Here is a 22,837-nt window from a genome sequence, read left to right on the forward strand (position 1 = left end):
GGCAGCGGTGGGGCCGACATTCTACGCCGGCCGCGCGCCGGCCACGCCTGGAATGGGGGCCGCCGGGTGTCGGCGCGCACGGGTAACCGTTGCGGCGGGGCCGAACCTCCGTCCCCGACTGCGTGCGTCGGGACATGTGCAGCGCGCGTTGCTAGAATGCACGGCTGTAACCGTTTTCAACAGGGACGTGCGCCTATGAATTCCTCCTTCCGCCTGGCAGCGCTGGCCGCTGCCGTCTCCGTGTTCCTGGTCGCCTGCGGCGGCAAGCCGCCGGCCACCGCCGCCGCCCCAGATGGCGCCAAGGCGCCCGCCGACCACGCGGCGAGCGATGCGCACGACGCGCTGACCCGCAAGCTCAACGCGTACATCGAGTGCTTCAACAAGGTCGATGCGGACATCCACCGCGGCGCGCAGTCCTACGTCGGCTGGATGGAGGATCCCGAGGCCGGCCCGACCGGCAAGGAAACCAGCGTGTACGGGCCTGCCAAGATCGACGAGTACGACATGAAGGTCTGCGACGCGCCGATCGCGCAGGCGGCCGCGGCCACGCCCGCGCTGCCGGCGCTGGATACGGCCGCCAAGCGCTATGCGGCCGCGCTGAAGACGCTGCAGCCGCTCGGCAACCAGGTGCGCGACTACTACGAGCGCGAGGACTACCAGGACGACCACTTCGCCAAGGGCAAGCAGCTGCATGCGCCGCTGATGGCCGCCCTGTCCCAGTTCGCCGACGCCAGCCAGGCCTTCAGCGACGAACTGGACGCGCAGAACGACGCCGCGCAGCGTGAGCAGCTCAAGGCGATGGAGCAGGCCGAAGGCCGCACCCGGGAGTTCTACCGGCTGTCGATGATGCTCGAGGCCAAGGACATCGTCGCCCTGCTGCAGGAGGACGAGTTCGATGTCGCCAAGGCCAACGCATTGCTCGACGGCTTCAACATGCTCTCCGACGAGGCGCACGCCAAGGTCGCCGAGCAGGAGCCGGGCAAGCTCGACTGGAACAGTTTCGAAACGGCCGCGGAGAACTTCCGCAAGGAAGGCAAGGCGCGGATCAAGCGGGTCGTCGAGAAGACCCCGTACAGCCGCATGGAACAGGGCTGGCTGGACAACCCGACGCTGGCGCCGGAAGGCTCGCCGGGACGGCTGTTGAAGGCGTACAACAACCTGGTCTTCCAGAGCAACCGGCAGTAGTCGCCGCGTCCGGCGGTGCGGCGATGCCGCCGTCGCTGCGTTGGAACGAAAGCCCGGCGCAGCGATCTCGCGCCGAGCGGTGCCGCGGTCGCCGCGGCACTGACGCACTGCCGATCGGTCGCGGCGATCCGGCCGCAGATGTGCCAAGCGCTTGCACCTGCTCGACCGGCATCACCACGGCCCAACTGCCATCACGGCGCGGCGTGGTCCACGCCGCTGCGCAGTGCGCAGCCGGCAGCGGCATGGCTGGCGCGGACGAGGTGCGCCGCGCCGCGTGGCCGCATGGCGCGCCAGGGCCGCGCAGGTAGCGGAGCGCGTCGGCGTCGCCGGCCAGCGCCGCGGCGCCCAGCGCTGCCTCCAGGCCTTGCTAACATCCGCTGGCGCACACTGCTGACGCCGGGCGCTGCGCCGCGGATAATGCGCGCGCCAGCCGCAGCTCCGCCAGCCTGCCTCCCCGGACGTCCCTCGCGACAGCGCCGGGTGGATTCCTCTTTTGCAGATGCGGAGATTGCGCAATGAGTGACAACTTCAGGGTCGAGCACGACAGCATGGGCGAGTTGCAGGTGCCCGCCGAGGCGCTGTGGGGCGCCCAGACCCAGCGTGCGGTGCAGAACTTTCCGATCTCCGGGCAGCCGATGCCGCGCGGCTTCATCCGCGCGCTGGGCCTGATCAAGGCCGCCGCGGCCGGGGTCAACGCCGAGCTGGAACTGCTGCCCAAGGCCGTCGCCAAGGCGGTGCAGGCGGCGGCGCTGGAGGTGGCCGACGGCCGGCACGACGCGCATTTCCCGATCGACATCTACCAGACCGGGTCGGGCACCTCGTCCAACATGAACGCCAACGAGGTCATCGCCACGCTGGCCACGCGCGCGGCCAAGCCGGGCGCGCCGGCGGTGCATCCGAACGACCACGTCAACCTCGGCCAGAGCTCCAACGACGTGGTGCCGACCGCGATCCGCGTCTCCGCCCAGCTGGCCACGCAGGAACAGCTGCTGCCGGCGCTCAAGCACCTGCGCAAGGTCATCGACCGGCGCGCCAGGGACCTGGACAAGGTGGTCAAGACCGGACGCACGCACCTGATGGACGCGATGCCGCTGACCTTCGGCCAGGAGTTCGGGGCGTGGTCGGCGCAGCTGTCCTCGGCGCAGGAGCGGCTGCAGGACAGCCTCAAGCGCCTGCGCCGGCTGCCGCTGGGCGGCACCGCGATCGGCACCGGGATCAACGCCGACCCGCGCTTTGGCAGCAAGGTGGCCAAGGCCCTGTCCGCGCTGACCGGCTGCAAGTTCGACAGCGCCGAGAACAAGTTCGAAGGCCTGGCCGCGCAGGACGATGCGGTGGAACTGTCCGGCCAGCTCAATGCGCTGGCGGTGGCGCTGATCAAGATCGCCAACGACCTGCGCTGGATGAACGCCGGGCCGCTGGCCGGGCTGGGCGAGATCGAGTTGCCGGCGCTGCAGCCGGGCAGCTCGATCATGCCGGGCAAGGTCAACCCGGTGATTCCCGAGGCCACGGTGATGGTCTGCGCGCAGGTCATCGGCCACCACACCGCGATCACCGTGGCCGGGCAGACCGGCAACTTCCAGTTGAACGTGGCGCTGCCGCTGATCGCGGCCAACCTGCTGGACTCGATCGGCCTGCTGGCCAACGTGTCGCGACTGCTGGCCGATTCGGCGATCGCCGGGCTGAAGGTGCGCAAGGAGCGGGTGCGCGAGGCGCTGGACCGCAATCCGATCCTGGTCACCGCGCTGAACCCGATCATCGGCTATGAGAAGGCGGCGGCGATCGCCAAGCGCGCCTACAAGGAGAACCGCCCGGTGCTGGAGATCGCGATCGAGGACAGCGGCCTGGGCGAGGCCGAGCTGCGCAAGCTGCTCGATCCGGCGGCACTGACCAGGGGCGGCATCCACGCCGGCGCGGGCGGCGGGGGCTGAGGCTGGCGTTGACGCATGGCGCGGCGGGTGCCGTGCCACGCGCGGTCGGCGTGCCGGGGTTGAAAGCGACCGGGCAACCGAGATGCCGGCTCGCTGCTGGCTTTGATGCCATCTGCGGAGGATGCGGCAGGGGGCGTGGCCCGTACGCTCCGGGTCTGGCGCTGTGATTTTGATAGTGGCGTCAGTCGCGATGATCCGGTGTCACCCGGAGCCGCTGGACGAATTTCCGGTGGACCGGGCATCGGCGCCGGTACTGGCAGGTTCCGAAGCCTGCGGCTTTCAGGGTTTCGCGCGTCGCGACTGAAGTCGCTCCCACAATGGGCTATGCGGTCGTCCGGCTGGATGCGCCTGTGGAGGGGTTTCAGCTCCGACAGGAACCGTAGCCGGAACCGTTGCCGCTGCGCTCGTCGCGGCTGAAGCCGCTCCTACAGGGGCCGTCCGTCGTAGCTGGAGGATGTGCTGTGGGAGGGCTTCGGGCCCGACAGGATACGTAGCCGGAACCGCCGCCGCTGCGCTCGTCGCGGCTGAAGCCGCTCCTGCAGGGGCGTCCGTCGTAGTTGGAGAATTGAGGGCCTTCAGCTACGACGGAATCCGGGCGTCGTATCTTCCTTGTCGCAGGGGTCGCGGTCGATGCGGCTTCCACGGCATGGGCCGACGGCCGCCTCAGCGCCGTTCCGCCTGCAGGTTGCCGAAGCTTTCCCGGTACGGATGCAGCGACGGGATGTCGCGCAGCACCGCGTCCTGCAGGGCGCTGATCTCCGGGGTGGTGGCAAAGCCGACCGAGCGCATGTTCGGGTCCGGCGGCGCGGTTTCCAGGGTGCGCTGGCGCTGCATCTGCAGTTGCATGAACAGCTGTTGCAGCTGGGTGCGCTGCGCCTGCGGCAGCGGCAGTTCGATGTCGTCGATGCGCAGGCTGCCGTCGGGGCCGATCGAGGCGTTGGCGGCCGGCGCGCGGCGCAGCATCACGGTCATGCTGTCCACCGCCACGCGCGGCTTGCCGCGCTCGGCGCGCGAGGACGTCGCCGCGCCGTCGCGCGTGCCGCATGCCGCCAGCAGCAGGCACAGCGAAATCAGGGAAAACCAGGCAGCGAGCTTCTTCATCGGTCGGTCGGGCGGGGGAGTCCCGGCCATTTTAGGCCGGGTGCGGCGCGATTACTTGACCGAATCGTCGCAGTCGCTGACGTCGCTGGCGTCGAGGCTGGCGTACGGGCGGAAGGCCGGCAGCTTCTGCGCCAGCGCGTCCTGCACCTGGCGCAGCGTCATCACCTGCTGGCAGATCTTCAGCGCTTCCTGCTTGAGCTTGTCGGCCTGGGCCTCGATGTTCTCGCCCACATGCTCGGTGTTGCCGCTGATGACCCCGGCCAGCGCGTCGCCGGCCGCCTTCACTCCTAGCGCGGCGCCTTGCTTGCCGACCTCCAGGCCCTGCGTGCCGACCGCGCTGATCTGCTCGCGGTACTTCACCAGCAAGGCGTGCTGCTCGGCGTTGACCGCCACCTGCTTGCCGTCGATCAGCAGATCGCCGGACCGGGTGATGGTCGCCGGCGGCTGGCCGGACACTTTCAGGGTGATGTCGCCGTTGTCGAAGCTCAGGCTGTGCTGGCCGCCGCTGCCTGCGTCGGTCTTGTCGGCCTGCGGGGTGGACGGTTGGCAGGCCGCCAGGCTCAACAGCGCGGTCAGTGCGATACCGGTGAACGGCAGGGAACGCTGCATGGGGATGTCCTCGATCGGAACGAAGGGAGCCGCGCCTCAGCGCGGCTTGGGCACGTTGACGCTGCCGCGCACGCCGCTGTGGCGGACGTCGCCGCTGCCGACCCGCTGCACGCTGAGGTTGCCGCCGACGCCGCTGACCTCCAGGTCGCCGGAACCGATCGACTGCAGCGCCACGTTGCCGCTCACGTCGCGCAGCTGCGCATCGCCCGAACCGATGCTGCCGATCTGCACGGCGCCGCGCACGCCGTGTACGGTCAGGTCGCCGGAGCCCACGGTGCCGATCTTGACGTCGCCGCCGATCTGGCTGGCCTTGGCGTCGCCCGAGCCCAGCGTCGGCAGGCTGAGGCTGCCGATCTCGCGCAGGTCGATGTCGCCCGAGCCCACCGTGGCGCTGACCGCGCCGCGCACGCCGTGCACGTGCAGGTCGCCGGAGCCGACCGTGGCGTCGAGCGCGGCCACGCCGCCGATGTCGGCGTCGCCCGAACCCAGCCGCAGCTGCACCGGCAGGCTGCTCGGCACGCTGCCGGCGATGTCCAGGTAGGCGTAGCGGTTGCCCAGGCTGATACCGCGCAGCGTGCCTTCGTGCTGCAGGGTCACGACCAGGGTGTCGCCGTCGCGGCGCTGGCGCAGGGTCAGCTGCTTGAGCATGTCCGCATCGGAGGCGCAGGCGCGGCCGCGCAGTTCGAACGCGGTGCCGCCGGCGCCGGCGAGCTTGAGATTGTTCTGCTGCGCGTCGAACACCACGTTCCTGACGCCGGCCAGGTCCAGTTTCAGGTTGCGCGGCTCGGAATACTTGCAGTCGTCGGCCAGGGCCAGGCCCGGCACCAGCAGCAGCGCGCACAGCGCGAAGGTCTTGCGCATATCGGGAACTCCTTGCGGGAAGAGGAAGAACGAGGAGGGCGGTGGATCAGGCTTCGTCGCGCCAGCGCCGCAGGTAGATCGCCGCGACGATGAAGGCCACGCCGATCGCCGCGCCGATCCAGATGTCGGCGCTTTGGAAGATGCGCCAGGCATCGCTGAGCTGGATCGCATTGGCCAGGTCCTGCGGGCCGTCGATCTGGGCCGGCGGCGCGCTTTCGCTCAGCACCGGCAGCCAGGTGCCCGGCAGCACGCTCAGCAGGCCGCGGTAGACCACCGTGTACCAGATCAGTTTGTGGTTGATGTGCAGCATCGGCAGGATGCCCATCATGCTGGCCATCACGCAGCCCAGGATCGGGATCAGCACCGCCCACAGGAACGGCTTGCTGCGCGCCCAGGCCGAGCAGAACATCAGCCAGCCGATGGTCGGCAGCGCCCACATCACGTAGATCGGCAGGTTCGACAGCACCCCGCCGATGATGCGCAGCGGATGCGAATGGGTGAACACGGCGCTGCTCTGCGGGATGCCGTTGACCGAGATGGTCAGCGCGGTGACCACCCACAGGGCCAGCCCGATCAGCAGGCCAACGCCGATCGCCACGATCGGTGCCAGCAGCAGCGCCCAGGCGGCCTTGGACAGCACCGTGCTCAGGTCCGACACCGGCAACGACTTCCAGAACAGCACGCTGCGGTCGCGGCGGTCGTCGTACAGCGAGCCCAGCGCGTAGAAGAACACCACGAAGCCGAGCACGATGCAGGCCAGCAGCACCCCGGCCAGCATGGTGCCGTCGCCGACCGCGCCGATCATCTCGTGCAGCTTGTCGGGGCCGCCGTCGATATTGAAGCTGTCGCCGTGGCCGTTGTTGCGCCCGGCGATGGTGCCGATCACGGCGAGCACGGCGTACAGCACGGTGATGATGGAGCCGGCGATGACCGGTGCCCACAGGAAGCCGCCGCGGTGCTCCCAGAATTCGCGCTTGAGCAGCCACTTGAAGGTGGACAGGGGCGAGATGGACTTGGCGGGTGCGTTCATGCGTAGGTCCCCTTCATGATGGCGACAAACAGGTCGGCCAGGCCGGGAGTGCGGGTTTCGCCCAGTACCGCCAGTTGCGCCTGCGGCACGCCGTCGTACAGGAACACGGTCTTGCCGAACGGCAGGCCGCGCTCGTCGATCGGCTGCAGCGCGCGCGCCGCGTCGACGCGCTCGGCCGGCACCAGCAGTTCGGTGTAGCGGGTGGCCATGTGCTCCATGTCGGCGCTGAGCACGATGCGGCCATCGCGGATGAACAGCACGTCGGTGAGGATGTGCTCGATCTCCTCGACCTGGTGGGTGGTGATGACGATGGTCTTCTGCTCGTCGAAGTAGTCTTCCAGCAGGCGCTGGTAGAACTCCTTGCGGTACAGGATGTCCAGGCCCAGGGTGGGTTCGTCCAGCACCAGCAGGCGCGCGTCGATGGCCATCACCAGCGCCAGGTGCAGCTGCACGATCATGCCCTTGGACATCTCGCGCACGCGCAGCTTGGGGGTGAGCTTCGTGTTGGCCAGGAAGCGCTCGCACTTGGCGCGGTCGAAGCGCGGGTGCACCCCGGCGACGAAGTCGATCGCCTCGCGCACCCGCATCCAGCGCGGCAGCACCGCCACGTCGGCGATGAAGCACACGTCGTTCATCAGCTCGTTGCGCTGCTTGCGCGGGTCCATGCCCAGCACGCGCAGTTCGCCCTCGACCGCGGTCAGCCCGAGCAACGCCTTCAGCGCGGTGGTCTTGCCGGCGCCGTTGGGGCCGATCAGGCCGACGATGCGGCCCGGGGCGATCGCGAAGGAGGCATCGGCCAGCGCCGGCTTGTGGTTGTAGGTCTTGCGCAGCGAGCGCGCGGAGACGACGGATTCGGATGCGGCGACAGCGGCAGTCATGGTGTTTTCCCCGGTGGCAACAAGTCTTCCAGTGTCAGGCCCAGGCGCTGGATCCGTTCCAGTACCAGCGGCCACTCTTCGTTGAGGAAGCGGTCGCGCTCGCTGCCGCGCAGCTTCCGGGCCGCTTCCTCGGTCATGAACATGCCCAGCCCGCGGCGCTTCTCGACCAGGGCCTCGTCGGCCAGTTCCTGGTAGGCGCGCGAGACGGTGATCGGGTTGAGCTGGTATTCGGCGGCGACCTGGCGCACCGAGGGCAGCGCGTCGCCGGGCTTGATGATGCCGTCCAGCATCATCGCGATCACGCGATCCTTCAGCTGGCGGTAGATCGGAGCGCCATCGCTCCATTGGATATCGCTCATGGTCAGCTCCGTGGGCGCAGCGTGTGCGCGAAGGAGAAATAGGGCATCGACAGCGACGCGCGCATCCGCCGCACCGGCGCGGGCGCGGCGGACGGGGCGCGGCTGTCTTCCTGCGGCTCGCTGGCGCCATAATCGGACGACCGTCCCTGGCCGTGCCAGGCGCCGATCCAGCTCGCCGAGAGCAGGGCGCCGACGATGACCAGGGCCGGAAGGCTGCGCTGCATGCGTTGGAGGTTCATCGTGTCCCCTGCTCTGGGTGAGTGGTGTTGTATTTAACTATAACACCGTCACACGTCATGTCAACACGATGACCGCCCCAACTCATGGCCTAGCGCCTACGTGTTCTTCTATCTTCTCCCGGTGCCCCGATGAAACTCTCCAAGCGTTTGTTTTTCCTCGCGATCCTGGCCGCTGCCGGCACTGTCGGCAGCGCCTGGGCGGCCTCGCTGCTGGACCTGGACTACCGTCCGCTGGCCGGCAAGGACAAGGTCAACCTGAACACGACCTACGGCGGCAAGGTGCTGCTGGTGGTCAATACCGCCAGCAAGTGCGGCTTCACCCCGCAGTACGACGGCCTGGAGCAGCTGCAGCAGCGCTACGCCGCGCAGGGCTTTAGCGTGCTCGGTTTCCCGTCCAACGACTTCAAGGGCCAGGAGCCGGGATCGGAGAAGCAGATCCAGGAATTCTGCACGCTGACCTACGGGGTCAAGTTCCCGATGTTCGAGAAGGTGCACGTGCTCGGCGCCGAGGCCACGCCGCTGTACAAGCAGCTGACCAAGGCCACCGGCGTGGCGCCGGGCTGGAACTTCCACAAGTATCTGATCGCGCGCGACGGACGCGTGGTCGCGCAATTCCCGAGCAAGGTCGCGCCGGACGATCCGGCCTTGCGCGCGGCTATCGAACGCGAACTGAAAGCGCAGCCGACATCACATTGAATCCGGGCCGATATCCTTGCCGCGCATGCGACAATGCGGCCTCTGCGCCATCGCGGCGCCTCTAGTTCACTTCCAGGAAAGTAGCGAATGAAGATGGGAATGCGCGGCGCCGCGGCGTCGCTGTTGATGGGGATGGCGGTGGTGGCTGGTGGTGCGTTCGCGCAGGCGCCGGCGGCGCCGGCTGCGGCCAAGCCGGCGGCACTGGCCAGCGAGAAGCAGAAGATCAGCTACGCGATCGGTATGGATGTGGCGCGCTCGTTCGAGCCCATCGCCCAGGACATCGACCTGGACGCGATGCAGCGCGCCATCGAGAACGCGTTCAAGGGCGGCAAGCCGCTGCTGTCCGACGAGCAGACCCAGGCCACCGACACCGCGTTGCGCACCCAGCTGGCCGCGCGCAGCGGCCAGCCGCTGCCGGGCATGGCGCCGGGCAGCCAGCCGCCGCCGGTGTCCAAGCAGAACGTGGGGCTGATGCTCGGCGATCGCGCGGTCGGCCCGTCGCTGGCGCGGATCCAGGGCGACATCGATCTGCCCACGCTGCTGGGCGCGGTGCGCACCGTGTTCGCCAAGGGCGAGACGGCGATGACGCAGGAGCAGGCGGCCGCCATGCTGCAGGCCTTCGGCGCCTCCAAGCAGGCCGCGGCGGCCACCGAGAACCGCGAGAAGGGCAACGCCTTCCTGGCCCAGAACAAGACCCAGAAGGGCGTGGTCACCACTCCGTCAGGTTTGCAGTACATGGTGTTGCGCCAGGGCAGCGGCGAGCGGCCGATGCCGACCAGCAAGGTGCGGGTGAACTACGAGGGCAAGCTGCTCAACGGCGAAGTGTTCGACAGCTCCTACAAGACCGGCCAGCCGGCCGAATTCTCGCTCAGCCAGGTGGTCCCGGGCTGGAGCGAGGGCGTGGCGCTGATGCCGGTCGGTTCCAAGTACCGTTTCTGGATTCCGTCGAACCTGGGCTACGGCCCGCAGGGCACGCCGGGCGGCCCGATCGGCCCGGATTCCATGCTGACCTTCGATGTGGAACTGTTGGGCATTCTTCAATAACCGATAGGAGATTACATGCGCGTAGCGATATTCGGCACCGGCTATGTCGGGCTTGTCACCGGAACCTGTCTGGCCGAGGTGGGCCATCACGTGGTATGCGTGGACATCGACCAAGCCAAAGTGGATGGGCTCAACAAGGGCGTGGTCCCGATCTACGAGCCTGGCCTCTCGCCGATGGTCAAGGCCAATCACGCCGCACGGAGGCTGTTCTTCACCACCGATGCGGCCAGCGCCATCGCGCATGGAGATATCGTGTTCATCGCCGTCGGCACGCCGCCGGACGAAGACGGTAGCGCCGATCTGCAGTACGTGCTGGCGGTGGCCCGCACCATCGGCCAGCACATCCAGGGACCGACCGTGGTGGTCAACAAGTCGACGGTGCCGGTCGGCACCGCCGACAAGGTGCGCGCGGCGATCGCCGCCGAGCTGGACAAGCGCGGCGAGACGATCGAGTTCGACGTGGTGTCCAATCCGGAATTCCTGAAGGAAGGCGACGCGGTCGCCGACTGCATGCGTCCGGACCGCATCGTGATCGGCAGCAGCAAGCCGGGCACCGCCGCGCGCCTGCGCCGCCTGTACGCGCCGTTCAACCGCAACCACGACCGCATCGTGGAGATGGACGTGCGCTCGGCCGAACTGACCAAGTACGCGGCCAACGCGATGCTGGCGACCAAGATCAGTTTCATGAACGAGATCGCCAACATCGCCGAGCGCGTCGGCGCCGACGTGGAGAAGGTGCGCCAGGGCATCGGCTCGGATCCGCGCATCGGCTGGCACTTCATCTATCCCGGCGCCGGCTACGGCGGCTCGTGCTTCCCCAAGGACGTGCAGGCGCTGGCGCGCACCGCGCAGCAGTACGGCCACCAGGCCAAGCTGCTGGACGCGGTGGAAGCGGTCAACGAGGCGCAGAAGGGCCACCTGTACGAGCTGATCCAGCGCCACTACGGCGGCGCCAGCGTGGCCGGCAAGACCTTCGCGGTGTGGGGCCTGGCGTTCAAGCCCAACACCGACGACATGCGCGCCGCGTCCAGCCGCCGCCTGCTGGCGCAGCTGTGGGAGGCCGGGGCGACGGTGCGCGCCTACGATCCGGAGGCGACCGAGGAAGCCAAGCGCATCTTCGGGCAGCGCGACGACCTGCACTTCTGCGAGGACGCCTTCGCCGCGCTGGAAGGCGCCGATGCCCTGGTCGTGGTCACCGAGTGGAAGCAGTTCCGCAGCCCGGATTTCACCCGGATGAAGGAACTGCTCGGCGACGCGGTGGTGTTCGACGGGCGCAATCTCTACGATCCGCAGGAAATCGAGACCTTCGGTCTGGCTTACTACGGCATCGGCCGCGGACGTTCGATCAGTGAAGCATGACTTCTCCACCCAGGATCGATTGCTGGAGAACCGGTTGATCGAGCTGGAGACGCGCCTGTCCTTCCAGGAACAGGCGCTGTCCGAGCTGAGCGATGCGTTGGCCGAGGCGCGTGCCGAAAGCCAGCGCAACGCCGTGCTGCTGCGCCACCTGCTGGAAGACCTGGGCAAGGTGCGCAGCACGCTGTATGCCGATCCCGCCGACGAACCGCCACCTCCGCACTACTGATACACGACCGATCCTGACCGATGAGCGATACCCTCCGCGACCAGCTGCTCGGCCTGGGCTTCAAGCCCGTGCCGAAACCAGAACGTAAAGCCCCGCCCACGCCGCCGTCCGCGCGGGGGCGGCCCGGCCAGCCCCCGGCGCACGGCCACAAGCCCGCGGGCGCGCGTGGCGAACGCCCGTCGGCCGGCGGCAAGCCGGGCGGCGGCCGCGCGCCCGACGGCGCCGGCCGTGCGCATGGCGCAGGCGACGGCCGCGGTCGCCCGCAAGGCGCGAGCCGGCCGCAGGGCGCACCTGGCCAGCCGTCGCGGCCGCATGCCGCGCGGCCGCCGCGCACGCGCGAGGACATCGACCTGGCCAAGGCCTATGCGATCCGCGCGCAGCGCGAGAAGGACGAGCGCATCGAGGCCGAGCGGCTCAAGCAGGAAGAAGCGCGGCTGCGCCGCGAGGCGCGGGCCAGGCTCGACGAATTGCTCAAGGGCCAGGCGCTGAACCATGCCGACGCCGACATCGCCCGCCATTTTCCCTATGGCGGCAAGATCAAGCGCATCTACGTCACCGCCGAACAGCTCAAGGCGCTCAATGCCGGCGAGCTGGGCGTGCTGCAGCAGAACGGCCGCTACCTGCTGGTGACGGCGGCGCTGCTGGACCAGGCCGAGGCGATCTTCCCGGCGGCGGTGGCGCTGCGGGTCGATCCGAACGCCACGGCCGAAGAGGATCCCTACGCCGATCCCAAGTACCAGATCCCCGACGACCTGATCTGGTAAGCGCCATGGCGCCAGGGACGGATACGGCAGGCCCCGGACACCTGCGCGGCGCGCCGTCCGCGCACGCGGGCGGCTATCTGCCTTATGTCGACGGGCTGCGCGCGATCGCGGTGCTGGCGGTGATCGCCTACCACCTCGATCCGGCCTGGCTGCCGGGCGGGTTCACCGGCGTCGACGTGTTCTTCGTGATCTCCGGCTTCGTGGTCAGCGCGTCGCTGCAGCGCTTGCCGGCGGCCGGCAGCTGGGGCGTGTTCGCGCAGTTCTACGCGCGGCGCATGCGCCGCATCGCGCCGGCGCTGGTGGCCTGCCTGCTGGCCACCGGCGTGGCCAGCGGGCTGTTCATTCCGGACTCGTGGCTGAGCGAGACCAGCGCCAAGACCGGGCGCATGGCCTTCGTGGGCTTGAGCAACTGGGTGCTGGCGGCCACCGGCAACGATTATTTCTCGCCGAAGGCCGAGTTCAATCCGTATACGCACACCTGGTCGCTGGGCGTGGAGGAGCAGTTCTACCTGCTGTTCCCGTTGCTGTTCCTGGCCTGGAACCGCGGCGGCCGCGGCCGCGCGTGGTCGACGCTGCTGGTGGCGCTGGCCTCGGCCGCCTCGCTGGCCTACGCGTTCGTGCGCAGCCGCGGCGGCGGCGAGGCCGGCGATGCGTTCTACCTGACCACCGCACGCTTCTGGCAGTTGGGCAGCGGCGTGCTGCTGTACCAGGCGCTGGCGCTGCGCGGGCGTTTCGATGCAGGTACGGCACCGCCGCCGCGGGCGGCCTGGAGCTGGCGTTCGCCGCTGCTGGCCCTGGCCCTGGCCGCGGTCGGCTACGGGCTGTGGCGCGCCCGCCCGGGGCATTCGCCGTGGCCCGACGGGCTGTGGCCGGTGGTCGGGACCTTGGGCCTTCTGGCGCTGCTGCACGGCGGCGCGGCCGGCTGGACCAGGCGCGCGCTGTCGCAGCCCGCGGTGGTGGCGATCGGCCGCGTCTCCTATTCGCTGTACCTGTGGCATTGGCCGGTGTTCGTGCTGTTCCGCTGGACCGTGGGCCTGGACGCGGCGCCGGCCAAGGCGCTGGCGCTGCTGCTGGTGGCGGCGCTGGCGCTGGCCTCCTACCGCTGGGTGGAACTGCCGTGGCGCAGCGGCCGTATCGGCAAGACGCGCACGCCGGCGCGGACCATCGCCGCCGGGCTGGGGCTGATCGTGCTGGCGGCCGGCGTGCATGCGCTGCTGCTGGACACGCAGCGCTACTACTCGCTGAGCACGGTGAGCCGGCACCCGCTGGACTGGTATGCCTATGCCAAGGGCATGCGCAAGGAGTTCCCGCGCTGCACGCTCAAGACCGGGCGGGCCGACCTGCAGGTCGGCAGCGCCAAGCTGTTCGCGCGCGGCGATTGCGACCTGCGCGACCGCGGCCTGGAGACGCCGCGCAAGCCGACCCAACTGTTCGTCGCCGGCGATTCGCACGCGCTGGCCTACAACGAGTTGCTGCGCCGCTTCGCGCTGCAGAGCGGCGTGGCGGTGCGGCTGTACGGCGTCGGCGGCTGCCCGATCGTCGGCCTGCAGGCCTGGCAGGCGACGCACGCCGGGTGCCAGGCCTACGAGCGCAGCACCCTGGACGACGTCGCCGCGCATGCGCGCGACGGCGACGTGCTGTTCCTGCCGGCGCTGCGCTTGCTGCGCCTGGCCGAGCAGACGCAGCTGTTCGACGAGGCGGCGGTGATGGCCGAGCAGGGCGGTGCGCCGGCGCAGGCGGTCCGCGCCGCCGGCGAAGACGCGGCGGTGGCGCTGCTGCAGCCGCTCGCGCAGCGCGGCGTGCGCATCGTGTTCGAGGCGCCGAAGCCGCTGCTGCGCGCGCCGCCGTACCGCTGCTCGGACTGGTTCAACCGCGGTAACCCGATCTGCGCGCGCGGCACGCAGATCCCGCGCGAGACGATGCAACGCTACCGTGCGCCGGTGCTGCAGAGCCTGCAGCGGATCGCCGCGCGGCTGCCGCATGCCTCGGTCTGGGATCCGCTGCCGGCGCTGTGCGACGCCGACCGCTGCGCCGGCATGCGCGATGGCCGCCCGCTGTTCTTCGATGCCGACCACCTCAGCGGCCACGGCAACCGGGTGCTGCTGCCGAGCTTCACTGCGCACTTCAAGGCGGTGCAGGCAGAATCGGGGGCGGCGCCGTAACGGCGGCGTCGCGCAATGGACCGGGAGCGGGGCATGATGACCATGGACAATTCCGCGATGCCGCCACGTGCGAGCGATCGCGCCCATGGTGGCGGCGCGACGCGCGGCCCGGATGTCCTCAGCGGGCGCAGCGCCGGCCTCGTCGCAGGACGCACCGGCTTTACGTTGATGCGCTACGTGCTGGTCCTGGGCGCGCTGGGCGCATCGGGCGCCGCCTGCGCCGACGATGCGCCGGCCTTCGACCGGCCGGGCATCGGCTTCGCCACGCAGACCCTGCCGGCCGGCGGCGTCGCCTGGGAACAGGCCGTGCCGGACGTGACCTACGACCGCAGCGACGGCGTGCACCGCACCGAGTACGTGGCCGACAGCCGCCTGCGGATCGGCCTGGGCGCCCAGGCGGAACTGCAGTTGGCGCTGGACAGCCAGGTCTGGCAGCGCGTGCGCGGCGCCGGCCAGGACGTGCGCGGCCATGGCGGCGGCGATGGCAGCGTCGGCCTGAAATGGGCATTGCCGAGCGCGCGCGAAGCGTTCTCCTGGGCCGTCCTCGGCAGCGCGGCGGTGCCGACGGGGCGTGCGCCGTACGGCGACGACGGGCATCGCTACGACCTCGGCGTCAGCGCCGGCTGGGACCTGGACGGCGGGCGCAGCGTCGCGCTGTACGCCAACCTCAGCGAGGGCGACGACGGCCACGGCTGGACCGTCTCGCCGAGCTATACCTTCTATGCGCGCGGCAACCTCAGCGCCTATGCCGAAGCCGGCCTCGGCGGCGGCGAGGACGAGATGCGCGCGCTCGGCACCGGACTGAGCTGGTTGCTCGCCGGACGCGTGCAACTGGACCTGTCGGTCCTGCGCGGCCTGTCCGCGGCGTCCTCGGACTGGCAGGGCGGCCTGGGCGTGTCGGTGTTGCTGCGCTGAGCGTTGGTTTTTAATCCCTCTCCCACCGGAGAGGGGCTGGGGTAAGGGTGCGGCCGTCCATGAGCGCAGGGGCGTTCGGCGGCAGGCGTACCCTCATCCGCCCCTTCAGGACACCTTCTTCCGAGGAGGGAAGGGATGCCCCGGGTGGCTTGGAGCTGGAGCCGGTCGGTGCCCGGTCGATGTTGCGGCTGCCTGCCGCTGCGCGATCACTCGCGCGCGGGCGTGCCGTCGCCGGGCGGCAGGATCTCCGGGACGTGCTGGTCGTACTGCGCCAGCACCTCCTCGAATCCGTGGCGCGGTCGCCAGTCCAGCGCCTGCATCGCCCGCTCCGGCGAATAGACGCGGTCGATCCGTGTCGGCAGCTGCCAGTGCCGCCGACGGAACGCCTCGACCAGCAGCGGCGCGCGTTGCGCCAGCAGCACTTGCGGCGCGAGATGCAATGCCGGGCAGTCCTCGCGCAGGAACGGCGTGGCACCGGAGACGACGAAGGTGGCCTCGGCCGGACCGGCATGGACCAGCGCCGCGGCGTGCGCGTCGGCCACGTCGCGCGCGTCGATGCCGCGGTGCAGGCGGAACACCGCCATCAGGTTGGCCGGTTCGGGGAAGCAGCGCGACATGCGCAGGATGCGCACGCTCGGCCCGCCCTGGGCGGCGGCCTCGCGCAGCAGCGCTTCGGCCTCCAGCTTGGTGTGGTGGTAGATGGTCTGCGGCTGCGGCGGCAGCGTTTCGTCGACCCAGGCGGCGCCGTCGCTGGGGCTGGCCGCGCTGCCGTACAGCGCGGTGGTGCTGGTGAAGACGATGCGGCGCACGCCGGCCGCGCTCGCCGCATCGAGCACGCGGCGGGTGCCGTCGACGTTGACCTGACGGAAGCGCGCGGCCGCGACGTGCGGCACGTGCGGCGCATGCAGCGCGGCGGTGTGCACCACCGCGTCCGCGCCCTGCATGGCGCGCGCCAGCAGCGCAGCATCGGCCAGGTCGCCGACCCAGGCGCTGGTGGAGGAGGGCGCGCTGTCGAAGCCCGCGACGCGGTACTGCCGCGACAGGCGGATATGGATCGCGCGGCCGATGCGGCCGCTGCTGCCGGTGACCACGATGTTCATGCGTGCCGTTCCGATGTCATGCGGCGAACCGCGCAGGCGCCGGGCGGACGAGGCCGCTGCGCGAACCCGGCGCGGTTCATTCCGGATCGTAGTCCAGGTTCGAGGCCAGCCAGCGTTCGGCCTGCAACAGCGGCACGCCCTTGCGCCGCGCGTAGTCGGCGACCTGCTCCTTGGTCAGGCGCCCGACCACGAAGTACTGGCTCTGCGGATGGCTGAAGTAGTAGCCGGACACCGCCGCGGTCGGCAGCATCGCGAAGCTCTCGGTCAGCGACATGCCGGCGTTGCGTTCGGCGTCGAGCAGCGCGAACAGGGTCTTCTTCTCGCTGTGTTCGGGGCAGGCCGGATAGCCGGGGGCGGGGCGGATGCCGCGGTACTTCTCGGCGATCAGCGCCTCGTTGTCCAGCGCCTCGTCCTCGGCGTAGCCCCAGAATTCGCGGCGCACGCGCTGGTGCAGGCGCTCGGCCAGCGCCTCGGCCAGGCGGTCGGCCAGCGCCTTGAGCAGGATCGCGTTGTAGTCGTCGTGCGTGGCCTCGAACCGCGCCACGTGCGGCTCGATGCCGAGGCCGGCGGTGACCGCGAACGCGCCGATCCAGTCCTGCTTGCCGCTGTCCCTGGGCGCGATGAAGTCGGCCAGGCAGAAGTCGGGGCGCTCGACGGGTTTGTCGACTTGTTGGCGCAGGAAGTGCAGGAGGAGCCGGGATTGGGAATTGGGGATTGGGGATTGGGCGGGCGGTTGCGCATCTCCAATCCCGATTCCCGAATCCCGGTGGTCCGCCAGGACCACCTCCACATCATCGCCCACGCTGTTCGCCGGCCACAGCCCGAATACCGCCTTGGCGGTCAGCCACTTCTCGCCGACGATGCGCTTGAGCATCGCGCGAGCGTCGCGGTACAGGTCGCTGGCCTGCTGGCCGACGACCGCGTCGCTGAGGATCGCCGGGAACTTGCCGGCCAGTTCCCAGGCCTGGAAGAACGGGGTCCAGTCGATCAGCGGCAGCAGTTCCTCCAGCGGGTAGTCGTCGAACACGTGCAGGCCCGGCTGGCGCGGCGCCGGCGGGGTGTAGGCGTCCCAGCCGCCGTCGAAGCGCTGCGCGCGCGCCTTCTCCAGCGACACCAGGCGCTTGGCGTCGCCGCGGTTGCGGTGGCGCTGGCGGATCTCGGCGTAGTCGGCGTCGTTGGCGGCGACGAAGGCCGCGCGCAGGTCCTTGGAGATCAGCGACTGGGCCACGCCGACCGCGCGCGAGGCGTCCTTGACCCATACCGTCGGCGCCGCGTAGTGCGGGTCGATCTTCAGCGCGGTGTGCGCGCGCGAAGTGGTGGCGCCGCCGATCAGCAGCGGCATCGAGAAGCCCTGCCGCTGCATCTCGCGCGCGACGTGGCTCATCTCCTCCAGCGACGGGGTGATCAGCCCGGACAGGCCGATGATGTCGGCGTTCTCGGCGCGGGCGCGGTCGAGGATGGTCTGGGTCGGCACCATCACCCCCAGGTCGATCACGTCGAAGTTGTTGCAGGCCAGGACCACGCCGACGATGTTCTTGCCGATGTCGTGCACGTCGCCCTTGACCGTGGCCATGACGATCTTGCCGTTGGACTTGCCGGTGTCGCCGGTGCGCAGCTTTTCCGCCTCGATGTACGGCAGCAGATAGGCCACCGCCTTCTTCATCACCCGCGCCGACTTCACCACCTGCGGCAGGAACATCTTGCCGGCGCCGAACAGGTCGCCGACCACGTTCATGCCGTCCATCAGCGGGCCTTCGATCACGTCCAGCGGGCGGGCGGACTGCTGCCGCGCTTCCTCGGTGTCCAGTTCCACGTAGGCGTCCACGCCGTGCACCAGCGCATGCGCCAGCCGCGCGCGCACCGGCTTGTCGCGCCAGCTCAGGTCCTCGACGCTGCTCTGGCCCTTCTTGCCCTTGTAGCGCTCGGCGATCTCCAGCAGGCGCTCGGTGCCGTCGCGGCGGCGGTTGAGGATCACGTCCTCCACGCGCTCGCGCAGGTCCGGGTCCAGGTCGTCGTAGATCGGCATGCCGCCGGCGTTGACGATGCCCATGTCCATGCCCGCGGCGATGGCGTGGTACAGGAACACCGAGTGGATCGCCTGGCGCACGGTCTCGTTGCCGCGGAACGAGAACGACACGTTGGACACGCCGCCGGACACGTGGCAGTGCGGCAGCGTCCGGCGGATGATGCGGGTGGCCTCGATGAAGTCCACAGCGTAGTTGTCGTGCTCCTCGATGCCGGTGGCCACGGCGAAGATGTTCGGGTCGAAGATGATGTCTTCCGGCGGGAAGCCGACCTGCTCGGTCAGGATCCGGTAGGCGCGGGTGCAGATCTCCACCTTGCGCGCGCAGGTGTCGGCCTGGCCCTGCTCGTCGAAGGCCATCACCACCGCGGCGGCGCCGTAGCGCAGCACCTTGCGCGCGTGCTCGACGAACACCGCCTCGCCTTCCTTCAGCGAGATCGAGTTGACCACGCTCTTGCCCTGCAGGCACTTGAGCCCGGCCTCGATCACGCTCCACTTGGAGGAGTCGACCATGATCGGGATGCGCGCGATGTCCGGCTCGGACATGATCAGGTTGAGGAAGCGGGTCATCGCCTTCTCCGAATCGATCAGGCCCTCGTCCATGTTGACGTCGAGGATCTGCGCGCCGCTGGCCACCTGCTGCCGCGCCACCTCCACGGCCTCCTCGTAGCGCTCTTCCTTGACCAGCTTGCGGAACTGCGCGCTGCCGGTGACGTTGGTGCGTTCGCCGACGTTGACGAACAGCAGGTCCGGGGTCAGCAGCAGCGGCTCCAGGCCGGACAGGCGGGTAATGCGGACGGACATGGGCTCAGCCTTGCGGGATCGTTGCGGTGGGCGCGCATGCGCCAGCGGCGGGTGCGGCGCTGGCAGCGCCGCGGGCGAATGCATGCAGCGGCAGCGGATGCGGCCTCATCTCAGGCCGCCTGCGCCTGCGCCGCCAGCGGCACGCGCGGCCGCAACCCGCGCACCGCCTCGGCGATCGCCTGGATGTGCGCCGGGGTGGTGCCGCAGCAGCCGCCGACCAGGTTCAGCAGGCCGGACTCGGCGAACTCGCGCAGCGTCGCCGCCATTTCCTCCGGCGTCTCGTCGTATTCGCCGAAGGCGTTGGGCAGGCCGGCGTTGGGATGCGCGCTGACGTAGCCGTCGGCGATCCGCGCCAGCGTCTCCACGTGCGGGCGCAGGTCGCTGGCGCCGAGCGCGCAGTTCAGCCCCACCGACAGCGGCCGGCCGTGCGCGACCGAGGCGTAGAACGCTTCGGCGGTCTGCCCGGACAGGGTGCGCCCGGAGGCGTCGGTGATGGTGCCGGAGATCATCACCGGCAGGCGCCCGCCGCGCGCGTCGAACACTTCCTCGATCGCGTACAGCGCCGCCTTGGCGTTGAGCGTGTCGAAGATGGTCTCCACCATCAGCGTGTCGGCGCCGCCGTCGATCAGGCCCTCGACCGCCTCGCGATAGGTGCCGCGCAGTTCGTCGAAGCTGGTGTTGCGGAAGCCCGGATCGTTCACGTCGGGGCTGATCGAGGCGGTGCGGCTGGTCGGGCCGAGCACGCCGATGACGAAGCGCGGCTTGTCGGGGGTCAGCGTCTCGACCGCATCGCAGCATTCGCGCGCGACGCGCGCGCCGGCCTTGTTCAGTTCGTAGACCAGGTGCTCCAGGTGGTAATCGGCCTGGCTGATGGAGGTGGCATTGAAGGTGTTGGTCTCCAGCAGGTCGGCGCCGGCGTCGAGATAGGCGCGGTGGATGCCGGCGATCACCTCCGGCCGCGACAGCAGCAGCAGGTCGTTGTTGCCCTTCAGGTCGTGGCCCTGCGGCGCGTGGTCGCAGCCGGGGCCGTGCACGTGCGCGCTGTCGTAGCCGGCGGCGAAGCGCTCGCCGCGGTAGTCGGCCTCCTGCAGGTCGTGGCGCTGGATCATCGTGCCCATCGCCCCGTCGATGATCAGGATGCGCTCGGACAGCGCCCGCAGCAGCTTCTCGGCGCGCTGCGGGCGCAGCCAGGGGAGTTGAGACTGGGGAGGTACGGTGGCGGTCATGCAGTCGCTCCTGCTTTCTCTTTTGCTTTTGCCATTCCCGAAGCCCCATTCCCCAATCCCGGCTTCACCGCGATCAACGAGATCACCTCGAAATGCGGCGGCCGCTTCTCGCGGGTCACGGTCTCCAGGCTGGACACGTCCAGCCCGGCCTTGTCCACGAACTTGCGCAGTTCCTTGGAGGAGAAGCCCAGGTTGACGTGGCCGTAGGCCTGCACCGCCGCCTTGTGCTCGTGGCGGGCCAGGCTGCACAGCAGCAGGCGCCCGCCGGGGCGCAGCACCCGCGCCGACTCGGCCACCGCCTGCGCCGGCCTGGCCGCGTAGGTCAGCGCATGCATCATCACCACCAGGTCGAAGCTGGCGTCGGCGAACGGCAGCGCGTGCATGTCGCCTTCGCGCACTTCCACGTTGCCCAGCCGGCGCAGGCGTTCGCTGGCCGCGGCCACCACCCGCGCGCTGGTGTCGATGCACACGTAGCGGCGCGCGTGCGGGGCGACCAGCTCGGCCAGCACGCCGTCGCCGGAGGCGATGTCGAGCACGTCGCCGGTCTCCAGCAGCGGCAGCGCGGTGCGCGCCAGCGCTTCCCAGGTGCGCCCGGGCGAATAGTGGCGTTCCATGTCGCCGGCCACCGAGTCGGCCCAGTTCTGGTCGGCGGCGCGGTTGGCTAGCACCGCGGCCACGCGTTCGGCGTCCTGGCGCAGCAGCGGGTCGTCGCTGCCGGTGCTCAGCGCCAGCCACAGCGCGCGCTGCGCCGGGTCCAGCAGGGTCTCGTCGAAGCGGTAGTAGGCCGACACCCCGGCGCGGCGGTCGCGCACCAGCCCGGCTTCCTTCAGCTTGGCCAGGTGGGTGGAAACGCGCGGCTGCGCCAGGCGGGTGATCGCCGACAGTTCGGCCACGGTCAACTCTTCCTGCTCCAGCAGCGCCAGCAGGCGCACGCGGGTGGCATCGGCGAACACCTTGAGCCGGGTCGACCAGTCCTCCAGGTCCATAATATCTTCCTATCGCGATATAGAGATATTCTGGTCCCGCAGGCGCGGCGGGTCAAGTCGTGCACACGCCGGCGTATGGTCCGGGTCGCTACAATGGCCTTACCAATATGCCCGGGAGGGGTTCTACGTGGATTTCAGCTTTACCGAAGAGCAATTGATGATCCAGGACGTGGCGCGACGCATCGCCCAGGAACGGATCGCCCCCAGCGCCGAGCACCACGACCGCACCGGCGAGTTCCCGTTGGAGAACATCCGCCTGCTCGGCGAGAACGGGCTGATGGGCATCGAGGTGCCCGAGGAATACGGCGGCGCGGGGATGGACCCGATCTCCTACGTGCTGGCGATGGTCGAGATCGCCGCCGGCGACGCGGCCCATTCCACCATCATGTCGGTCAACAACTCGCTGTTCTGCGCCGGCATCCTGAAGAACGGCAACGAGGCGCAGAAGCAGACGTACGTGCGCGCGATCGCCGACGGCAGCCAGATCGGCGCGTTCGCGCTGACCGAGCCGCAGTCCGGCTCCGACGCCACCGCGATGCGCTGCCGCGCCGTCCGCCAGGACGACGGCAGCTTCGTGATCAACGGCAAGAAGAGCTGGATCACCTCCGGCCCGGTCGCCAAGTACATCGTGCTGTTCGCGGTCACCGACCCGGAGCAGGGCTCGCGCGGCATCACCGCGTTCGTCGTGGACACCGACAAGCCCGGCTTCCACCGCGGCAAGACCGAGCCCAAGCTCGGCATCCGCGCCTCGGCCACCTGCGAGATCGAATTCCAGGACTACGTGGCGACCCCGGACGAGATCCTGGGCGCGCCGGGCGAGGGCTTCAAGATCGCGATGAGCGTGCTCGACGCCGGCCGCATCGGCATCGCCTCGCAGGCCATCGGCATCGCCCGCGCCGCCTACCAGGCCACGCTGGACTACGTGAAGGAGCGCAAGGCGTTCGGCTCGCCGATCGGCGCGTTCCAGATGACCCAGGCCAAGATCGCCGACATGAAGTGCAAGCTCGACGCGGCACTGCTGCTGACGCTGCGCGCGGCGTGGGTGAAGGGGCAGGGCCAGCGCTTCACCACCGAGGCCTCGGTAGCCAAGCTGACCGCCTCCGAGGCGGCGATGTGGATCACCCACCAGGCGGTGCAGATCCACGGCGGCATGGGCTATTCGAAGGAAATGCCGCTGGAGCGCTACTTCCGCGACGCCAAGATCACCGAGATCTACGAAGGCACGTCTGAGATCCAGCGCCTGGTGATCGCCCGCAACGAGACCGGGCTGCGCTGAAGAGCTGGGAGTAGGGAATCGGGAATCGGGAATCGGACCCGCACTGCGGCAGGCATTGCTGACCGA

The 22,837-nt window shown here is 69.7% G+C and carries 21 protein-coding genes; 10 read left to right on the forward strand and 11 right to left on the reverse strand.

The genetic code is table 11. From position 1 onward, the window contains the following. Positions 1-195: 195 nt before the first annotated feature. Both OCJ37_RS08975 and OCJ37_RS08980 read left to right on the forward strand, forming a co-directional pair. Entirely contained in the window at positions 196-1,185 is a 990-nt protein-coding gene (locus OCJ37_RS08975) for a YiiG family protein (RefSeq protein WP_263113298.1), read from the forward strand. 515 nt (positions 1,186-1,700) lie between these two features. Further along, positions 1,701-3,113 carry a class II fumarate hydratase gene (locus tag OCJ37_RS08980; protein ID WP_263113299.1) on the forward strand — a complete coding sequence of 471 codons (1,413 nt, stop codon included), beginning with the start codon at positions 1,701-1,703 and terminating at the stop codon, positions 3,111-3,113. Positions 3,114-3,776: 663 nt separating this feature from the next. Here OCJ37_RS08980 and OCJ37_RS08985 read toward each other — a convergent pair. From OCJ37_RS08985 to OCJ37_RS09015, 7 genes are read right to left on the reverse strand one after another with little or no spacing between them, the layout of a single operon-like run. Continuing rightward, on the reverse strand, positions 3,777-4,214 hold the full coding sequence (locus OCJ37_RS08985; RefSeq protein ID WP_263113300.1) for a hypothetical protein: 438 nt from the start codon (positions 4,212-4,214) through the stop codon (positions 3,777-3,779). Positions 4,215-4,265: 51 nt separating this feature from the next. After that, positions 4,266-4,823, reverse strand: a complete 558-nt coding sequence (locus OCJ37_RS08990; RefSeq protein ID WP_263113301.1) for a DUF2884 family protein — start codon at positions 4,821-4,823, stop codon at positions 4,266-4,268. 36 nt (positions 4,824-4,859) lie between these two features. Beyond that, positions 4,860-5,684, reverse strand: coding sequence for a DUF4097 family beta strand repeat-containing protein (locus OCJ37_RS08995; RefSeq protein ID WP_263113302.1), 825 nt, complete (start codon positions 5,682-5,684; stop codon positions 4,860-4,862). Between the two features lie 46 nt (positions 5,685-5,730). Beyond that, complete coding sequence (locus OCJ37_RS09000; RefSeq protein WP_263113303.1) at positions 5,731-6,714, reverse strand: ABC transporter permease; 984 nt, start codon at positions 6,712-6,714, stop codon at positions 5,731-5,733. Next, a complete protein-coding gene (locus OCJ37_RS09005; protein ID WP_263113304.1) occupies positions 6,711-7,592 on the reverse strand; it encodes an ABC transporter ATP-binding protein in 882 nt (293 codons plus the stop codon). Before OCJ37_RS09005 ends, OCJ37_RS09000 begins: the two co-directional genes overlap by 4 nt. Further along, entirely contained in the window at positions 7,589-7,951 is a 363-nt protein-coding gene (locus OCJ37_RS09010; protein ID WP_263113305.1) for a GntR family transcriptional regulator, read from the reverse strand. Before OCJ37_RS09010 ends, OCJ37_RS09005 begins: the two co-directional genes overlap by 4 nt. Before the next feature lie 2 nt (positions 7,952-7,953). Next, entirely contained in the window at positions 7,954-8,175 is a 222-nt protein-coding gene (locus tag OCJ37_RS09015; protein WP_263113306.1) for a hypothetical protein, read from the reverse strand. A gap of 144 nt (positions 8,176-8,319) precedes the next feature. On the opposite strand from OCJ37_RS09015, the gene OCJ37_RS09020 reads away from it, so the two are divergent. The 7 genes from OCJ37_RS09020 to OCJ37_RS09050 all read left to right on the forward strand — a co-directional run bounded on the left by OCJ37_RS09020 (position 8,320) and on the right by OCJ37_RS09050 (position 15,356). After that, positions 8,320-8,886, forward strand: coding sequence for a glutathione peroxidase (locus OCJ37_RS09020; protein WP_263113307.1), 567 nt, complete (start codon positions 8,320-8,322; stop codon positions 8,884-8,886). A gap of 87 nt (positions 8,887-8,973) precedes the next feature. Continuing rightward, positions 8,974-9,930, forward strand: a complete 957-nt coding sequence (locus tag OCJ37_RS09025) for an FKBP-type peptidyl-prolyl cis-trans isomerase (protein WP_263113308.1) — start codon at positions 8,974-8,976, stop codon at positions 9,928-9,930. 15 nt (positions 9,931-9,945) lie between these two features. Then, complete coding sequence (locus OCJ37_RS09030) at positions 9,946-11,289, forward strand: UDP-glucose dehydrogenase family protein (RefSeq protein ID WP_263113309.1); 1,344 nt, start codon at positions 9,946-9,948, stop codon at positions 11,287-11,289. Next, positions 11,279-11,515, forward strand: coding sequence for a SlyX family protein (locus OCJ37_RS09035; RefSeq protein WP_263113310.1), 237 nt, complete (start codon positions 11,279-11,281; stop codon positions 11,513-11,515). Before OCJ37_RS09030 ends, OCJ37_RS09035 begins: the two co-directional genes overlap by 11 nt. Before the next feature lie 20 nt (positions 11,516-11,535). Then, positions 11,536-12,279, forward strand: coding sequence for a DUF2058 family protein (locus OCJ37_RS09040; protein WP_263113311.1), 744 nt, complete (start codon positions 11,536-11,538; stop codon positions 12,277-12,279). 5 nt (positions 12,280-12,284) lie between these two features. After that, positions 12,285-14,441, forward strand: a complete 2,157-nt coding sequence (locus tag OCJ37_RS09045; RefSeq protein WP_263113312.1) for an acyltransferase family protein — start codon at positions 12,285-12,287, stop codon at positions 14,439-14,441. 168 nt (positions 14,442-14,609) lie between these two features. Next, positions 14,610-15,356: a transporter gene (locus OCJ37_RS09050; RefSeq protein WP_263113313.1), complete on the forward strand. Its 747-nt coding sequence runs from the start codon at positions 14,610-14,612 to the stop codon at positions 15,354-15,356. Positions 15,357-15,562: 206 nt separating this feature from the next. Here the strand turns inward: OCJ37_RS09050 and OCJ37_RS09055 are convergent, their stop codons facing one another. From OCJ37_RS09055 to OCJ37_RS09070, 4 genes are all read right to left on the reverse strand, one after another. Beyond that, complete coding sequence (locus tag OCJ37_RS09055) at positions 15,563-16,456, reverse strand: NAD-dependent epimerase/dehydratase family protein (protein ID WP_263113314.1); 894 nt, start codon at positions 16,454-16,456, stop codon at positions 15,563-15,565. Between the two features lie 76 nt (positions 16,457-16,532). Beyond that, entirely contained in the window at positions 16,533-19,283 is a 2,751-nt protein-coding gene (metH, locus tag OCJ37_RS09060) for a methionine synthase (RefSeq protein ID WP_263113315.1), read from the reverse strand. Between the two features lie 110 nt (positions 19,284-19,393). Beyond that, positions 19,394-20,509, reverse strand: a complete 1,116-nt coding sequence (locus OCJ37_RS09065) for a homocysteine S-methyltransferase family protein (protein ID WP_263113316.1) — start codon at positions 20,507-20,509, stop codon at positions 19,394-19,396. After that, complete coding sequence (locus tag OCJ37_RS09070) at positions 20,506-21,495, reverse strand: ArsR/SmtB family transcription factor (RefSeq protein WP_263113317.1); 990 nt, start codon at positions 21,493-21,495, stop codon at positions 20,506-20,508. Before OCJ37_RS09070 ends, OCJ37_RS09065 begins: the two co-directional genes overlap by 4 nt. 127 nt (positions 21,496-21,622) lie before the next feature. On the opposite strand from OCJ37_RS09070, the gene OCJ37_RS09075 reads away from it, so the two are divergent. Then, a complete protein-coding gene (locus tag OCJ37_RS09075) occupies positions 21,623-22,771 on the forward strand; it encodes an acyl-CoA dehydrogenase family protein (protein ID WP_263113318.1) in 1,149 nt (382 codons plus the stop codon). Positions 22,772-22,837 lie beyond the last annotated feature (66 nt).

The sequence above is a fragment of the Xanthomonas sp. AM6 genome (assembly GCF_025665335.1).
Classification (GTDB): Bacteria; Pseudomonadota; Gammaproteobacteria; order Xanthomonadales; family Xanthomonadaceae; genus Xanthomonas_A.

What these genes read in the sequence shown, in the direction of transcription:
- OCJ37_RS08975 (WP_263113298.1), top strand. Translation starts at nt 196, where the DNA reads ATGAATTCCTCCTTCCGCCTGGCAGCGCTGGCCGCTGCCGTCTCCGTG.
- OCJ37_RS08980 (WP_263113299.1), top strand. Translation starts at nt 1,701, where the DNA reads ATGAGTGACAACTTCAGGGTCGAGCACGACAGCATGGGCGAGTTGCAG.
- OCJ37_RS08985 (WP_263113300.1), bottom strand. Translation starts at nt 4,214, where the DNA reads ATGAAGAAGCTCGCTGCCTGGTTTTCCCTGATTTCGCTGTGCCTGCTG.
- OCJ37_RS08990 (WP_263113301.1), bottom strand. Translation starts at nt 4,823, where the DNA reads ATGCAGCGTTCCCTGCCGTTCACCGGTATCGCACTGACCGCGCTGTTG.
- OCJ37_RS08995 (WP_263113302.1), bottom strand. Translation starts at nt 5,684, where the DNA reads ATGCGCAAGACCTTCGCGCTGTGCGCGCTGCTGCTGGTGCCGGGCCTG.
- OCJ37_RS09000 (WP_263113303.1), bottom strand. Translation starts at nt 6,714, where the DNA reads ATGAACGCACCCGCCAAGTCCATCTCGCCCCTGTCCACCTTCAAGTGG.
- OCJ37_RS09005 (WP_263113304.1), bottom strand. Translation starts at nt 7,592, where the DNA reads ATGACTGCCGCTGTCGCCGCATCCGAATCCGTCGTCTCCGCGCGCTCG.
- OCJ37_RS09010 (WP_263113305.1), bottom strand. Translation starts at nt 7,951, where the DNA reads ATGAGCGATATCCAATGGAGCGATGGCGCTCCGATCTACCGCCAGCTG.
- OCJ37_RS09015 (WP_263113306.1), bottom strand. Translation starts at nt 8,175, where the DNA reads ATGCAGCGCAGCCTTCCGGCCCTGGTCATCGTCGGCGCCCTGCTCTCG.
- OCJ37_RS09020 (WP_263113307.1), top strand. Translation starts at nt 8,320, where the DNA reads ATGAAACTCTCCAAGCGTTTGTTTTTCCTCGCGATCCTGGCCGCTGCC.
- OCJ37_RS09025 (WP_263113308.1), top strand. Translation starts at nt 8,974, where the DNA reads ATGAAGATGGGAATGCGCGGCGCCGCGGCGTCGCTGTTGATGGGGATG.
- OCJ37_RS09030 (WP_263113309.1), top strand. Translation starts at nt 9,946, where the DNA reads ATGCGCGTAGCGATATTCGGCACCGGCTATGTCGGGCTTGTCACCGGA.
- OCJ37_RS09040 (WP_263113311.1), top strand. Translation starts at nt 11,536, where the DNA reads ATGAGCGATACCCTCCGCGACCAGCTGCTCGGCCTGGGCTTCAAGCCC.
- OCJ37_RS09045 (WP_263113312.1), top strand. Translation starts at nt 12,285, where the DNA reads ATGGCGCCAGGGACGGATACGGCAGGCCCCGGACACCTGCGCGGCGCG.
- OCJ37_RS09050 (WP_263113313.1), top strand. Translation starts at nt 14,610, where the DNA reads ATGCGCTACGTGCTGGTCCTGGGCGCGCTGGGCGCATCGGGCGCCGCC.
- OCJ37_RS09055 (WP_263113314.1), bottom strand. Translation starts at nt 16,456, where the DNA reads ATGAACATCGTGGTCACCGGCAGCAGCGGCCGCATCGGCCGCGCGATC.
- metH (WP_263113315.1), bottom strand. Translation starts at nt 19,283, where the DNA reads ATGTCCGTCCGCATTACCCGCCTGTCCGGCCTGGAGCCGCTGCTGCTG.
- OCJ37_RS09065 (WP_263113316.1), bottom strand. Translation starts at nt 20,509, where the DNA reads ATGACCGCCACCGTACCTCCCCAGTCTCAACTCCCCTGGCTGCGCCCG.
- OCJ37_RS09070 (WP_263113317.1), bottom strand. Translation starts at nt 21,495, where the DNA reads ATGGACCTGGAGGACTGGTCGACCCGGCTCAAGGTGTTCGCCGATGCC.